Below are 14,558 nucleotides of genomic sequence, written 5' to 3'. Positions count from 1 at the left end.
AAAATAATTTTTTTTGCTTTTTAAAGGTGCATATTTGAATTTAAATTGACAAATAAGCTATATTTATCAACTATAGTAGTATGAATTTGCTGAAAAAACCCTATAAAATGACAATTATTTTCCAATACAAAAATCGTTGAAAATACTACCTAATATCTCCTCAACATCGACTTTTCCAACTATCATACCCAGATGTCTGGTGGAAAGACGAAGATCTTCAGCGGCTTTGTCAAAGTCCTCAGTTTCATTTTTTTCTTCAAAATTTTTTAGATAGATTAAACTTTGCTCTAAATGTTGTCTGTGCCTTTCTCGGGTAATTAAAATATCTTCACTTGTGATAAATTTATTTTTTATTTTATTTTTTATTTTAAAAATTAAATTCTCAATATTGAAATTGTTTTTTACTGAAATTAAAACATGCTCAAAATTTTTTATTTCTAAACTTAAGTCTTCATTTAAAAGATCAGATTTGTTAATTACAAGAATAGCATTCTCATCCATTAATTCTTTTAAAATTCCTTTAATATCAAGGCTTTTAGCATCTATAATGATTAATTTTAAGTCGGCATCTTCTGCTTTTTTTAATGCTAGTTTTATTCCTTTTTTTTCAATTTCATTTTTAGATTCTCTAATTCCAGCTGTATCAGAAACAATAACTGGATAACCATCAATATTTAGATGTGTTTCTATTACATCTCTAGTTGTTCCTGCTATCTCAGAGACAATTGCAACATCGCGATTTGATAGATGATTTATCAAACTAGATTTACCAGCATTAGTTGGTCCTATAATCGCAATTTTAAAACCTTCTCTAATTCTTTCACCAACTTTTTGATCGTTTAAAATTTTTTTTATATTCAAAATTACTTCGCCGGAAATACTTTTAATATTTTTTAAAATGTCCTCAGGTAAATCATCGTCAGGAAAATCTATTTTTGCTTCAACATGTGATAAAATTTTTAAAAGTTTTTCTCTTAATTCATTAAATTTGTTAGCGGACTTTCCATTCATAATTTTTATTGCTTGTTGTCTTTGAATTTCAGTTTCGGCTGAAATTAAATCAGCAATACTTTCTGCTTTGAGTAAATTAATTTTTCCATTTTGGAATGCCAACTTTGTGAACTCACCTGGCTCCGCTAAACGGCAATTATCAATCTTTGAAATAGAAGAGTGTAAGGCATCAATTACAGCTTTGCTTCCGTGTATGTGGAATTCAACCATATCCTCTCCTGTGTAGCTGTCAGGGCCAGGAAACCACAATACTATGCCCTCATCAATAAGCTCAGAAGTGTTGATTTTGCTGATTTTTCTAAGTGTAGCAACTCTAGGTTCTGGAATCTCTGTATTTGTTAACAATTCTATAACTTTTTTAGTTTCATTTCCGGAAACTCTTATGATGGCTATACCAGAAATACCTGGACCAGTTGATAATGCATAAATTGTCATTAGAGCATTATACTCTAATTATAATTAGTGTGTATCAAGAATATTATACATCTCCTGAAGGTACTTTTTAAAGTTAGTATTTGAGTTTACAGAGGTATTATATATTGGTTTTCTGGCCTGATTGACACTTACAGTTTGTATTGGCGTTTTATTGTTTTTATAATAATTTAAACAAGATGGGTCCCAATCAAGGTTACAAAATTTAATTAGTTTTTTTATCTCAACTTCGTGGTTAGAAACTAAATCTTCATATTTTACATCATAAATAAAATTAGGTATTTTTTTTTTCCAAAATAACATTAAGTTATCATAAAGATTATAATAACGTGCAACATCTGTTTGATCATAACTCCAATTCATACTCGGTGAAGCAAAAGAATTTTTGAAAAGCGATAGACAGTTATCTTTTGGGTTCCTCTTACAGTGTATGATTTTACTATTTGGAAAAAAAATTTTGATAAATCCAATCCATCTAAAATTTTGAGGAGCCTTATCAGTGGTTCTTTTTGAATCAAACTTGTGATCATTTAATTTTTTAAAATACTCATTTGCTACATTGTTTTCAGGTAATGATGCTTGATCTATTAGTCTTTGTTTGTTTATTCTAAAATCTTCTATAAAATTTTTTTGCAAAACATCTTGTAAGTATATTAATTCTCCAGCTCCATAGACTTCTTTGTGAGATGCTATTATTTGCTCTACAAGAGTTGTACCAGACCTTGGCATTCCACAAATAAAAATTATTTCTTTATTTTCTGACCTCTTTTTGAAGCGATCAAAATCAATATTTTCAAAGACTTTAATTATACTATTAAAAAGTTTTTCATCATTTCCCAAGTTATAGTTAAATTTTTTTTTCTTCAAAAAATTAGCAATTGTTAGGTTTTGAAATGAAGAGTCAAAAGAACCCATTTCTTCAAAGGCTTTGGCCAATGCAAATGATAGGTCTATTTTTTGATCATCATTAAGACTTTTATCTAAAATTAGTTTTTTCATTTCCTCTAAATGAATTTTACTTTCTTCATTTTTTGGATCGTAATTTAAAATAGAACTGATCATCTTGTGTGCTGAGGCTTTCTTGGGGTCAATTATTAAAATTCTTTTTAATACTTTGGTTGCTTCATCAAAATTTCCTAATCCCTGCAGGGCTGAAGCCAATCCAAATAAAAGTGTTATTTCGTTTTTGTTTTCTACTATTGCCTTTTTGAATAAGTCTGTTGCCTCTTTGAAGTCATTTAATTGTAGCTTCAGATTGCCATAATTGTTTAAGGCGTTAATGTATCCTGGGTTTAAATCTATTGCTTTTTTATAAAGTTTTTCTGCCAACTCTATTCTTCCTAAAGCTTTGTAGGAATTAGCTAAATTGTTTATAGCTGCAATATTATTGGGCTCCTGATCCAACGCACCAATGAAGTATTTTACTGATAACTTTATTTGTCTATTTTTTTGAAAAGCCAAGCCGCATAAATTTAACACAAATGCATTATTGGGTGTTTTTTTTAAAATTTTACTACAGCCTTCAATTACATTCTTGAGGTTACCTACTGCTAAATGATTTTGAAGAACTTTTATTTTTTCTATTAAATCCATAAATATATATGGTTAAAATAATATACTTTTCTAATTCAAATAAAATTATTATTTTATGCTGGTTTGTTCATTGAGTTAAAAAAATCTGCATTACTTTTTGTTTCTTTAAGTTTTGAATTAATAAACTCAATTGCATCCATAGTACCCATTGGGCTAATAATTCTTCTAAGAACATTCATTTTTGAAAGATCGTCTTTATCAAAAAGTAGCTCTTCTCTTCTAGTTCCAGATTTTGTTATATCTATTGCAGGATAAATTCTTTTTTCTGCAATTTTTCTATCAAGTACTGTCTCACTGTTTCCAGTTCCTTTAAATTCTTCAAAAATAACCTCGTCCATTCTTGATCCTGTATCAATTAGAGCAGTTGAGATGATGGTTAAAGATCCACCTTCTTCAATGTTTCTTGCGGCTCCAAAAAATCTTTTTGGTCTTTGTAATGCATTTGCATCAACACCGCCTGTTAAAACTTTTCCAGAACTTGGTATGACAGCATTGTAAGCTCTGCCTAGTCTTGTTATTGAGTCTAGTAAAATTACAACGTCTTTTTTGTGTTCAGTTAATCTTTTTGCTTTTTCGATTACCATTTCAGCAACTGCAACGTGTCTTGAAGCTGGTTCATCAAAAGTAGAACTAATTACTTCTCCTTTTACTGTTCTTTTCATGTCAGTTACTTCTTCTGGTCTCTCATCAATCAATAAAACCATTAAGTAGCTCTTTGGGTAGTTTTTAGCTATTGAGTTTGCAATACTTTGTAAAATCATTGTCTTACCTGCTTTAGGGGGCGAGATAATTATTGATCTTTGACCTTTTCCAATAGGGCTTACAAGATCAATTAATCTTGGAGTTAAATCTGGTTTTTTTTCTATTTTAGTTGTCTCAACTTCCATCACCATTTGTTTGTCTGGGTAAAGTGGAGTTAAATTATCAAACGCAATTTTGTGACGAGCTTTTTCTGGTTCTTCAAAATTTATTTTTTCTACTTGCAATAATGCAAAATATCTTTCTCCTTCTTTGGGGGCTCTTACGGGGCCTTCGACTGTATCTCCTGTTCTCAAACCAAATTTTCTTATCTGACTTGGACTAACATAAATATCGTCTGGGCCAGCTAAGTAATTTGATTCCATGGCCCTCAAAAAACCAAATCCATCTTGTAATAATTGCAAAACTCCAGCTCCTGTTATCTCTTCTTTTTCTGCAACTTTTTTTAATATAGCAAATAAGATTTCTTGTTTTCTAAGTGTGCTAGCATTTTCAATTCCAAGCTCCTCGGCTTGTGTAATTAATTGTTCAGATGATTTTAATTTAAGTTCTTGTATATTCATGACTAGGGGGGGTTAAAATTTTAGTAAGATAGTATAAATATATATATTCTTTAAAACATTACAAGCTTAGATGGGCTTAAAAACAACAATAAAAACAATCAAAATAAGCATTATTGTTGGTACTTCGTTAATTACTCTAAAAAACTTAGAAGATTTAGTATTTTGATCCAAATTAAAATCACTAAGGAGTTTGGATAAATAGAAATGATATAAGGTTAATAAAATCACTAACAATAATTTTAATTTAATCCAAGTTGCAGAAAGAACTTCGAAACCCAAAGATGAGATTAAAATTAATCCGAACACCCAAGTTATAATCATTGCTGGTGTCATAATGTAAAAATATAATTTTTTTTCCATTGTTTTAAATATTGAAGAAATGTTTTTATCTTTTAAGTTTTCTACATGATATACGAAAATCCTGGGTAAATATAGAAGTCCTGCCATCCAGGAGATTACTGCTATTAAATGTAGGCTTTTAAATAATAAATAACTATTCATAATTTAAACAGGGACATTTTTTAAAATTAGATGGACACTGTATCTTTGGTGGATAAAGATTCTCATTAATTTTATATTCGTCTTTTTTAATTATTAATTCTGATATTGCTCTAATAAAATCTTCATTAATTCCAAGTGCTGGAACTCTTGTATAATTTTTACATCCATTAGCATCTGCTATTTCTTTATATTCTATATCAAGCTCAACGAGAGTTTCTGAATGTTCGGAAACAAACGCGATAGGTACCAAAACGATATGCTTACCAATCTTGGAATTTTCAATAATTATGTTTTCTGTTGATGGTCCTATCCATTTAAGTGGACCAACTCGACTTTGATAGCTCAATATCCAATCAAGGTTATCATTATTTAAACTCTCAACTATTTTTTTAACTGATTGTTCCACTTGCCACTGATAAGGATCCCCTTTTTTAATGTTTTTTTCTGGAAGGCCGTGAGCAGAGAATATTAATTTAAAGTTTTTAAGATCTTTAATTTTTTTTGTTATCTCTTTTGTATGAGCGTTAATAAAATTCTGGTCTGTTGGGTAGCAGCATATGGTGCTTGTTTTAACGTGGTAGTTATTTTTTTTACAAACGTCTTTCCATTCTTTAATTGAAGACCCTGATGTTGCGGCAGAGTATTGAGGATACAGGGGCATTAAGACAACTTCGTCTGGGTTATATGACTGAACATCTTTAATTACATCTTTGGCTCTCGGATTCCAACATCTCATTATGATGAAGCACTTGTATTCATTTACCTCTTGTGTTCGATTTAGTTTTATTTCAAGAGCATCAGACTGTTCTTTGGTTAATTTTAATATAGGTGATGAACCACCTAGCTCTGCATAAATTTTTTTGGCAACAGGTGCTCTTCGATTAGAGATTAGCTTTGCTAATGGATATCTAAAAAAAGTTGGTAAATTTAAAATCGCTGGGTCATTAAATAAATTAAATAAAAAAGGTTCAACATTTTCTAATTTGTCTGGACCCCCAAGGTTAAATAAAATAATTGCTTTTTTCATTTAATAATCTTTTACCATCTTCACCAAATAATCTACCATATTAGGATCTGTTTGAGGCAATACGCCATGACCTAAATTAAATATATATGGGTGGTCTTTAAATATATCTAGATATTTTTTTGCTTTTTTTTTCAAGTTTTCTTTATCAGTTAATAATATCTTTGGATCAAGCCCCCCTTGAACGGGTATATTTATTTCTTTGCAAACAGACATTGGGCTTACATTGTAATCAATATTGACAGCATCAGGCTTAACAATATCACAATAGTTTTTATAATTTTTTACTCCTCTTGGAAAACAAATAACTGGTACTTTTAATGACTTTACATAGTCTACTAAATTTAAAGTTGGAATGTAAACATAGTTTGGTAGATCTTTTTCTTCAAGCAATCCGGCCCAACTATCGAAAATTTGAATTACAGTGGCGCCACTTCTAATTTGTTGGTCGATGTGTAACTTTAAAAACTTTTCTAATATGATTAAAATTTTATTTATTAAAAACTTATCTTTAAAAAAATCTTTTATTAATTCTTTCTTTGGTGAGTGTTTATTAATCATATAAACTAATAATGTCCATGGAGCTCCAACAAATCCTATTAGGTTTTTATTTTTGATTAAATTGTTTTCGCTAACTCTTTTAATTGATTTATAAACTGGGTATAATTTTCCTATAAAATCAATTTCATCAACTTTAGATATTTCATCTAAATTTAGTGTACCTAGTTGTGGTCCAAAGTCTTTTTTAAATTCTACTTTTTGATTTAACCCATAAGGTAACATTAAAATGTCTGAAAAAATTATTGCCGCATCTAATTCAAATCTTTTTAAGGGCTGAAGTGTAATTTGTGATGAGAGGTTTTCATCTAAACATAAATTAATAAAATTTGGATTTGATTTCCTAATCTTTCTAAATTCTGGAAGATATCTTCCTGCTTGTCTCATTAACCATATTGGGGCACTAGTTGTTTTTTTGTTTATTATGGTTTCTTGAATGGGTGTCATAATAATAAGTAAATATTTAATTATAGTATTAGTTATATGATATGTGAATATTGGTAATTAGTTGTTTTACACATTTTATACACGATTTATTAACAATTAATAATTTATAGAAAAGAAGTATATTAAATAAATACAGACTTTATTTAATTTTATTAGATAAAATGTATATTAATACTTCACATGTTTAATAATGTTTATAAAAACTTGGTTTTACAGAAAAAAATAAAAAACATCATTATTTTAAAAAATGGTAAAAATAATACTTAATAATCAACATTTTATACATGACTAATACATATCAAATATACCTGATTTCTGACTCAACCGGTGAGACTTTGGATAGGGTGTTTTTGGCAATTAAAGCCCAATTTAAAAATATTAAATATGATGTTAAATCTTATTTTTTTACTAGAACAGAAAACCAGGTTGTAAAAATTATTGAAGAAGCAAAAAAAAATAAAAAATCAATAATTTTATATACTATTGTTGATAGTGGTCTTGCAAAGTTTTTAGCAAACGAGAGTGAAAAAAAGAAAATTCCTTGTTTTGGAGTGTTGGGAAATCTTATCCTTAGCTTTTCAAAATTATTAAACCAACAAGCTTCACACGTTCCAAGCGGACAGCACGCTCTTAATGAGGAATATTATGAAAGAATTGAAGCAATCCAATTCACAATGAATCATGATGATGGAAATATGGTTGATGAATTAGACAAGTCAGACCTAATATTACTGGGCGTCAGTAGAACAAGTAAAACACCAACATCAATCTACTTGGCAAACAAAGGTTTTAAAACATCAAACATTCCACTGGTCAACGAAAATTCGATACCCGAAAGTTTAAAAGAAAACCCTAAAATGGCATGTGTCGTTGGATTAACAACAGAAGCAGAAAGGTTGGTTGATATAAGAAAAAATAGAATGATGACTCTTAAAGAAAGAGAAAACACAAGCTATACAGATATACAAAAAATCAAAGAAGAGGTTGAAAGAGCAAAAAAAACTTTTGCAAAATATAAATGGCCAACAATTGATGTAACCAGAAAATCAGTTGAAGAAGTTGCTGCGTCAATAATTAAAATCCACGAGATATACAAAAATAATGTTTAATAAAATTATACTTGCCTCAAAGAGCGGTGTTAGAAAAAAAATTTTAGAGGAAAATAAAATCAAATGTATTGTAGAACCATCAAATGTTGACGAGGATAGTATTAAAGAAAGTCTATTAAAAAACAATGCAACACCAGAAATAATTTCTAAAAATTTAGCTGAGCTCAAAGCGAACAAAATAAGCCAAAAAAGAACCAACGATTTAGTGTTGGGGGCTGATAGCGTAATTGACTTTAAAGGAAAAATTATTTCAAAACCAATTAATAGAGAACAAGCCTTAGAAATACTTCGTGATTTAAATGGACAAACACATCAATTAATAAGTTCTGTTTGTATATCTCGAAACGGCCTAATGATATGGAATTATACAGATAAAGCCTCACTAACTATGAAGGAAATGTCAGAAGATGAGCTTATAAAATACCTGGCTAAAATAAGTGATGAAACATTATATGCTTATAATGTTTATCAGATTGAGGGTGAGGGTAGGTCCTTATTCACCAAGATAGATGGTGATGAAGACACTATAATGGGATTACCAGTTAAAAAAATTAAAGAGTATTTGAAAAACTATAAATGAGAAAATATTTAGTTATAGGAAACCCTATTGAACATTCATTATCACCAAAATTACACAATTATTGGATTAAAAATAATAATATCAACGCGATTTATGAAAAAAAAAATTTAAATGAAAATGAAATTGAAAATTTAATATCAGAAGTTAGAGAAAAGAAAATAAATGGAATTAATGTTACTGTACCCTTTAAAAAAACAGTCATTCCTTATTTGGATAAATTAAGCTTAGAAGCTGAGAGCACCCAATCAGTAAATACTATTTATTTAGATAACGATAGAGTAGTTGGGCACAATACTGATATTAGTGGATTTGAACTTGGTATTAAAAATTCAAAATTTGAAGCAACAGGCAAAAAAGTCTTGATATTAGGCGCAGGTGGTGTCGTGCCATCAATAATTTTTGCTTTAAATAAAATGAATGTTTCTGAAGTTACCATAAGCAATAGAACTAAAAGTAAAGCTGAAAATTTAAAAGATATTTTTAAAAAAATAAAAATTATTGACTGGGGCGATGTACCAGAATTTGATATTATTATTAATGCCACAAGCATAGGATTAAATAAAGACGATCAAATAAATTTAGACTTTTCTAGAGTTGGAAAAAATAAACTTTTTTATGATGTTATTTACAACCCCAAAGAAACAAATTTTTTAAAAACAGGAAAAAAAATGGGTAACGAAATAGAAAATGGGAAACTAATGTTTATTTATCAAGCTTTTACTGCCTTTAAAGTTTGGCATGGGATTGATCCAGAAATTAATAGTGAAGTAATTAAACTTTTAGATTAATGATTAGAATTGGAATTTTAGGAGATATAGGATCAGGCAAAAGTTACGTAGCAAAGAATTTTGGTTATCCAGTATTTAATGCAGATGTTGAAGTTGGTAAATTATATAAAAAAAATAGAAAAATTTTCAACAAGTTAAAAAAAGTTTTACCAAAATATATTTACTCTTTTCCTATAAATAAAAATGAAATTTCAAACGCCATATTGGCTAATAAATCTAATATTAAAAAGATTATAAAAATTGTTCATTTAGAAGTAAGAAAAAAAATGAATATATTTTTAGCAAAAAATAAGAATAAGAATATTGTAATTTTAGATATCCCTCTTCTGCTAGAAAATAAAATTTATAAAAAAAATGATATTTTGGTATTTGTTAAATCTAAAAAATTAGATATTCTAAAAAGATTAAAGAGAAGAAAAAATTTTAATTCAAAACTTTTAAGAAAATTTAAAAATATTCAATTACCACTTGATTATAAAAAGAAAAAAGCAGAATTCATCATTAAAAATAATTTTACCAAAAAGTCTGTTAAGATTGGTATAAGAAAAATTATTACAGAAATATTATAAAATGAAGGAAGTCATATTAGATACAGAAACAACAGGTTTATCATTTAAAGATGGACATAGAATTGTTGAAATTGGATGTATTGAGCTAGATGATTTGATTCCAACTCAAAATAAGTTTCACTGTTATCTTAATCCCGAAAGAAAAGTTTCTGAAAAAGCACTGGAGGTACATGGGTATACAGATGAATTTTTATCTACTCAAAAAAAATTTGCAGAAGTGGTTGATGAATTTTTAAATTTTATAGAAAATAAAAGACTAGTGATCCACAATGCTGAATTTGATTTAGGTCACTTGAATAATGAATTAGTATTACTAGGTAAGAAAAAATTGATCATTGAAAACACTATAGATACTCTTGCAATAGCTAGAGATAAATTTCCTGGCTCACCAATAAGTCTCGATGCTCTCTGTAAAAGATATAGAGTAGATAACTCTAAGCGAAGACATCATACTGCTCTCATTGATTGTGATTTATTAGCCAAAGTTTATATTAATCTTTTAGATCAAAAAGAGCCCACCCTAGATTTTAAAAATCAAGATAATGAAAAAATAATCATAAATCCCAAAAATATAAATCAATATTATAAAAAAGTTATTAAGCCTACAGAAGAAGATTTTAAACTACATAAAGAATATTTAAAAAGAAGTTTAAAGAAAAATTTTTTTAATTAGATCTTTGCTTATATAGATGAGTGAAATCTATTTTTTTATCAAGTTTTATTTCAGGAAATCCAGAATTATGTAGAAGGTTTAAAAATGTTTTTTCTAAATTAGGATAAATTTTATTTTGAACATCACACAATAAAATTTTTTCTAGATCTTTTTTATCTTCTATTTTTTCATCTACTTTTACAATTGAAGCATATACTATTTCAAAATAAGATTTCTTGTCATTTGATACTTTGTCCTCAAACTTTAAGGTTGTATTCACTTCGATCATCTTATTTTTTAAAGCTTTAGAATTGATGTCTATATTTAATTGATATTTAGCAATATTTTCTTTTACAAATATATAAGTTTGAATATCAGGTGTTTCACTAGAAATATCTTTTACAAATTCAGCAAGTATTTTAAAATTTTCTGTCATTTTCTTCGTCTATATCCTCAAACTCACCATCAATAAAATCTTGTTTTTTATTATTCATCTTTTGTTTAGTTGAAACTTTTTTAAAAATCAATTTTCTTGTTGGGGGAAAAATAATCAATAAACCTAGAAAATCAGTTGCGAACCCTGGCAAAATTAATAGTAATGCTGCAAATGCTAAAGCGGCACCTGAGATTATCTCATAAACTGGAAGTTCATTCTTAACAATTTGAGACATTCCAGCTCTTAAAGTATTAAATCCTTCATACCTTGCGTAGATAATACCAAAAAAAGCAGTAATAAAAATAAGTAAAATAGTGTTAATAGCACCTATTTGTGAGCCAATTTTGATAAATAGATAAATTTCAACAATAGGAATGGTAATGAATAATAATAAAAATGTGTTCATTTGTCTTTATTCTAAATTGCTAGTTGTAATTAAGCAACATAGTAAATATTATTAGTTTATGAGTTATAGTTTTGAATACATTGATATTATTCTCCTTGCAATGATTGCTGGTTTTATTTTTCTTCGTCTACGAGGAATACTTGGTAGAAAAACTGGTTTTGAAGGAAAAATACAAACACAATTCGAAAAAGAGTTTCAAAAAATCAATCCAAAACTAAAACAAATCAATGAAAGTTTTGACGAAGAAGCCCATAAAGACTTTTTAAAAGGTGCAAAAATTGCCTATGAAACAATAATTACTGATTTTAGTGATAGTGATAATAAGTTAATTGCTAGCAAACCTCTTTTGAGTAAAAAAATTCACGATCAGTTCAAAGAAGCTCTTTTAGATAGAGAAAAAAAAAACTATTTTGCTGAAATAACCTTTGTCGGAATTAAGTCAGCAGATGTTAAAAAGCATAAAAAAATAGAAGATAGCCTTGAAGTTACAGTAGATTTTGTTAGTGAAATTATAACCTGTATAAAAGATAAAGATAAAAAAATAATTTCAGGAGATGATGAAAAAATAAAGACAGTTTATGATACGTGGGTCTTTGCAAAAAATATAAAATCTTCTAACCCTAACTGGTTATTAATTGATACTATTACATAATTGATTAAGAAAATTTCAGAAAAAGACAAGAAAGACTGGGAAAATTTTTTAAACAATAAAAAAAAAACTCTCAAGAATAATTTTGTAAAGAAAAACAATTTAAATAATTTAAAAGTTAAAGAGATTTCCGATAAAGATAAAGAAGATTGGGAAAACTTCTTAAAGAATAAAGATAAAATACCCAATAAAGATTTTTTCAATAAAAAAAGTGCAAGATATGAAAAAATTAAAAAGATAGATCTTCATGGTTACACGATTGAAGAAGCGAATAAAGCTGTGGAACAATTTATTCGAAAATGTTTTGATGAATTCGTTACTAAAATAATAGTTATTACGGGTAAAGGCCTTAGGTCTAAAAATATTGAAAATCCCTACCTTTCGAAAGATTTAAGCATACTAAAATATTCAGTCCCTGAATTTATTGAAAACAATAAAAGCCTAACAAAAATTATCATAGAAACCTCAGATGCTAAGATTGAAGATGGTGGAAGTGGTGCTTTTTATCTTTATCTTAAAAATAAAAATAAATTTAAAGTATAAATTTAGATAAATCTGTATCTTTAACTAGTTCATCTAGATTTTGCTTAACATATTCAGCATTAATTATAATTTTTTCACCAGCTCTATCTGTTGCTGTAAAGCTAATATCATCTAAAATTCTTTCAATAATAGTGTGCAGTCTTCTGGCACCAATATTTTCAACAGTATTATTAACTTCTGATGCCATATTAGCAATCGCATCAATACCATCTTCAGAAAATTCTAGATCAACATTTTCTGTTTTTAAAAGAGCCACGTACTGTTTGATTAAACTGTAATCTGGTTCTTTAAGAATTCTTTTAAAATCATCACTAGTTAAAGCTTCAAGCTCAACTCTTATTGGAAGTCTACCTTGTAGCTCTGGTAGCAGATCTGAAGGTTTAGCAAGCTGGAAAGCACCTGATGCAATGAATAAAATATGATCAGTTTTGATTGGGCCATATTTTGTACTCACTGTTGTTCCTTCAATTAAAGGAAGTAGATCTCTTTGCACTCCTTCCCTAGAAACATCTCCACCAGATCTATCAGTTCGTCCTGAAATTTTATCTATCTCATCCAAAAAAACTATTCCATTATTTTCTGTAGAATCTTTTGCTGATTTAATAATCTTATCTTCTTCTATTAATTTATCAGCTTCATCATTAATTAGAATTTCGTGAGATTCTTTGACAGTCATTTTTTTCTTTTTCTGTTTATTTCCAACAGATTTTCCAATTATTTCACCAATATTTATCATTCCAATGTTTGCTCCTGGCATTCCAGGAATTTCAAACGAAGGTTGAGATCCACTGTCATTTACTGCTATTTCAATTTCATTACCATCCAAGTCACCATCTCTTAATCTTTTTCTAAAACTTTCTCTTGTAGCTAGACTTGCTTTATTTCCAACAACTGCGTCTAAGACTTTTTCTTCAGCTAATTTTTGAGCTTTTGCATGAACTTCTTTTCTTTTTTTTACTTTTTCCATTGCAATTGCAATTTCAAGAAGATCTCTTATAATTTGCTCAACATCTCGTCCAACATAACCAACTTCTGTAAACCTTGTGGCCTCCACCTTAACAAAAGGAGCTTCTGCTAATTTAGATAGTCTTCTAGATATTTCTGTTTTGCCAACACCAGTTGGTCCAATCATTAAAATATTTTTAGGCAAAACCTCATCTTTCATTTCACCTTTTAGAGCTTGCCTTCTCCATCTGTTCCTTAAAGCAATAGCGACTGCTTTTTTAGCTTTATTTTGTCCAACCACAAATCTATCTAGTTCAGAAACTATTTCTCTAGGTGACAAGGAACTAACTAAAGAGCTATCCTTGTTTTCATTTTTTTCTTTTGGAAAAGGTGTAACGTTTGAATCTTTCATTAAATTTTTTCAATTTTAATATTATTATTAGTGAATACACAAATTTCAGATGCAACCTTAATAGCTTTCCTTGCTACTTCTTCCGCACTTAAATCTGTATCTAGTAAAACTTTAGCAGCAGCTAAAGCATAATTTCCACCAGAGCCTATACCTATGGCGTTACCCTCAGGTTCTAACACGTCACCTGTGCCAGAAATTATAAAGCTATTTTCTTTATCACCAATAGCCATCAAAGCTTCCAATCTTCTCAAATACTTGTCAGTCCGCCAATCTTTTGCTAACTCGACAGCTGCCCTAGGTAGATTTCCTGCATGCTTTTCAAGCTTAGCCTCAAGTCTTTCAAAAAGAGTTAAAGCATCTGCAGTTGATCCTGCAAAACCAGCTATTACATTTCTTTTTTCAATTTTTCTAACTTTTGCGGCTGTGCTTTTTATAACCGTGTTACCCATGCTAACTTGTCCGTCTCCAGCTACCACTACTTCATTATTTTTTCTAATTAGCACTATTGTAGTCATGGAATATAGATGGATATTAATTTTTATTCTTCAAGTAGTAGATTGCAAATATTGATATAGTTAATT

The 14,558-nt window shown here is 28.6% G+C and carries 17 protein-coding genes; 7 read left to right on the top strand and 10 right to left on the bottom strand.

From position 1 onward, the window contains the following. Positions 1 to 114: 114 nt before the first annotated feature. The 6 genes from mnmE to hemE all read right to left on the bottom strand — a co-directional run bounded on the left by mnmE (position 115) and on the right by hemE (position 6,888). Complete coding sequence (gene mnmE, locus AC5YGA_RS06680) at positions 115 to 1,446, bottom strand: tRNA uridine-5-carboxymethylaminomethyl(34) synthesis GTPase MnmE (protein ID WP_415308348.1); 1,332 nt, start codon at positions 1,444 to 1,446, stop codon at positions 115 to 117. Between the two features lie 24 nt (positions 1,447 to 1,470). Next, complete coding sequence (locus tag AC5YGA_RS06675) at positions 1,471 to 3,036, bottom strand: tetratricopeptide repeat-containing sulfotransferase family protein (protein ID WP_415308346.1); 1,566 nt, start codon at positions 3,034 to 3,036, stop codon at positions 1,471 to 1,473. Between the two features lie 53 nt (positions 3,037 to 3,089). Then, a complete protein-coding gene (gene rho / locus AC5YGA_RS06670) occupies positions 3,090 to 4,358 on the bottom strand; it encodes a transcription termination factor Rho (RefSeq protein ID WP_415308344.1) in 1,269 nt (422 codons plus the stop codon). A gap of 66 nt (positions 4,359 to 4,424) precedes the next feature. Next, positions 4,425 to 4,859, bottom strand: a complete 435-nt coding sequence (gene hemJ, locus AC5YGA_RS06665) for a protoporphyrinogen oxidase HemJ (RefSeq protein ID WP_415308343.1) — start codon at positions 4,857 to 4,859, stop codon at positions 4,425 to 4,427. Next, positions 4,852 to 5,886 carry a ferrochelatase gene (gene hemH, locus AC5YGA_RS06660; protein ID WP_415308342.1) on the bottom strand — a complete coding sequence of 345 codons (1,035 nt, stop codon included), beginning with the start codon at positions 5,884 to 5,886 and terminating at the stop codon, positions 4,852 to 4,854. The genes hemJ and hemH overlap by 8 nt, the downstream gene beginning before the upstream one ends. Next, the gene (gene hemE, locus AC5YGA_RS06655; protein WP_415308341.1) at positions 5,887 to 6,888 is read right to left on the bottom strand and encodes a uroporphyrinogen decarboxylase; all 1,002 of its coding nucleotides are present in this window, start codon (positions 6,886 to 6,888) and stop codon (positions 5,887 to 5,889) included. It abuts the gene before it with no gap. 284 nt (positions 6,889 to 7,172) lie between these two features. Between hemE and AC5YGA_RS06650 the strand changes: the two genes are divergently transcribed. From AC5YGA_RS06650 to dnaQ, 5 genes are read left to right on the top strand one after another with little or no spacing between them, the layout of a single operon-like run. Continuing rightward, complete coding sequence (locus AC5YGA_RS06650) at positions 7,173 to 7,997, top strand: pyruvate, water dikinase regulatory protein (protein ID WP_415308339.1); 825 nt, start codon at positions 7,173 to 7,175, stop codon at positions 7,995 to 7,997. Continuing rightward, the gene (locus tag AC5YGA_RS06645) at positions 7,990 to 8,577 is read left to right on the top strand and encodes a Maf family protein (RefSeq protein ID WP_415308338.1); all 588 of its coding nucleotides are present in this window, start codon (positions 7,990 to 7,992) and stop codon (positions 8,575 to 8,577) included. Before AC5YGA_RS06650 ends, AC5YGA_RS06645 begins: the two co-directional genes overlap by 8 nt. Then, positions 8,574 to 9,365, top strand: a complete 792-nt coding sequence (gene aroE, locus AC5YGA_RS06640) for a shikimate dehydrogenase (protein ID WP_415308336.1) — start codon at positions 8,574 to 8,576, stop codon at positions 9,363 to 9,365. Before AC5YGA_RS06645 ends, aroE begins: the two co-directional genes overlap by 4 nt. Then, positions 9,365 to 9,934: a dephospho-CoA kinase gene (gene coaE, locus AC5YGA_RS06635; RefSeq protein WP_415308335.1), complete on the top strand. Its 570-nt coding sequence runs from the start codon at positions 9,365 to 9,367 to the stop codon at positions 9,932 to 9,934. The genes aroE and coaE overlap by 1 nt, the downstream gene beginning before the upstream one ends. A gap of 1 nt (position 9,935) precedes the next feature. Continuing rightward, positions 9,936 to 10,607: a DNA polymerase III subunit epsilon gene (dnaQ, locus tag AC5YGA_RS06630; RefSeq protein ID WP_415308334.1), complete on the top strand. Its 672-nt coding sequence runs from the start codon at positions 9,936 to 9,938 to the stop codon at positions 10,605 to 10,607. Here dnaQ and AC5YGA_RS06625 read toward each other — a convergent pair. Then, positions 10,600 to 11,022: a protein-export chaperone SecB gene (locus AC5YGA_RS06625; protein ID WP_415308333.1), complete on the bottom strand. Its 423-nt coding sequence runs from the start codon at positions 11,020 to 11,022 to the stop codon at positions 10,600 to 10,602. The genes dnaQ and AC5YGA_RS06625 overlap by 8 nt on opposite strands. After that, positions 11,006 to 11,428: an FxsA family protein gene (locus AC5YGA_RS06620; RefSeq protein WP_415308332.1), complete on the bottom strand. Its 423-nt coding sequence runs from the start codon at positions 11,426 to 11,428 to the stop codon at positions 11,006 to 11,008. Before AC5YGA_RS06620 ends, AC5YGA_RS06625 begins: the two co-directional genes overlap by 17 nt. Positions 11,429 to 11,486: 58 nt before the next feature. Between AC5YGA_RS06620 and AC5YGA_RS06615 the strand changes: the two genes are divergently transcribed. After that, positions 11,487 to 12,080 carry a Tim44/TimA family putative adaptor protein gene (locus tag AC5YGA_RS06615; protein WP_496169994.1) on the top strand — a complete coding sequence of 198 codons (594 nt, stop codon included), beginning with the start codon at positions 11,487 to 11,489 and terminating at the stop codon, positions 12,078 to 12,080. Next, on the top strand, positions 12,081 to 12,620 hold the full coding sequence (locus tag AC5YGA_RS06610; RefSeq protein ID WP_496169993.1) for a Smr/MutS family protein: 540 nt from the start codon (positions 12,081 to 12,083) through the stop codon (positions 12,618 to 12,620). Here AC5YGA_RS06610 and hslU read toward each other — a convergent pair. Then, positions 12,610 to 13,977 carry an ATP-dependent protease ATPase subunit HslU gene (hslU, locus tag AC5YGA_RS06605; RefSeq protein ID WP_415308329.1) on the bottom strand — a complete coding sequence of 456 codons (1,368 nt, stop codon included), beginning with the start codon at positions 13,975 to 13,977 and terminating at the stop codon, positions 12,610 to 12,612. The two genes, AC5YGA_RS06610 and hslU, sit on opposite strands and share 11 nt — an antisense overlap. Further along, positions 13,977 to 14,492 carry an ATP-dependent protease subunit HslV gene (gene hslV, locus AC5YGA_RS06600; protein ID WP_415308328.1) on the bottom strand — a complete coding sequence of 172 codons (516 nt, stop codon included), beginning with the start codon at positions 14,490 to 14,492 and terminating at the stop codon, positions 13,977 to 13,979. Before hslV ends, hslU begins: the two co-directional genes overlap by 1 nt. Positions 14,493 to 14,558: the final 66 nt, after the last annotated feature.

Source organism: Candidatus Pelagibacter sp. uisw_091, from assembly GCF_059512525.1.
The sequence above is the reverse complement of the archived record's forward strand: the minus strand, read 5'-3'. Positions and strand labels throughout refer to the sequence as shown.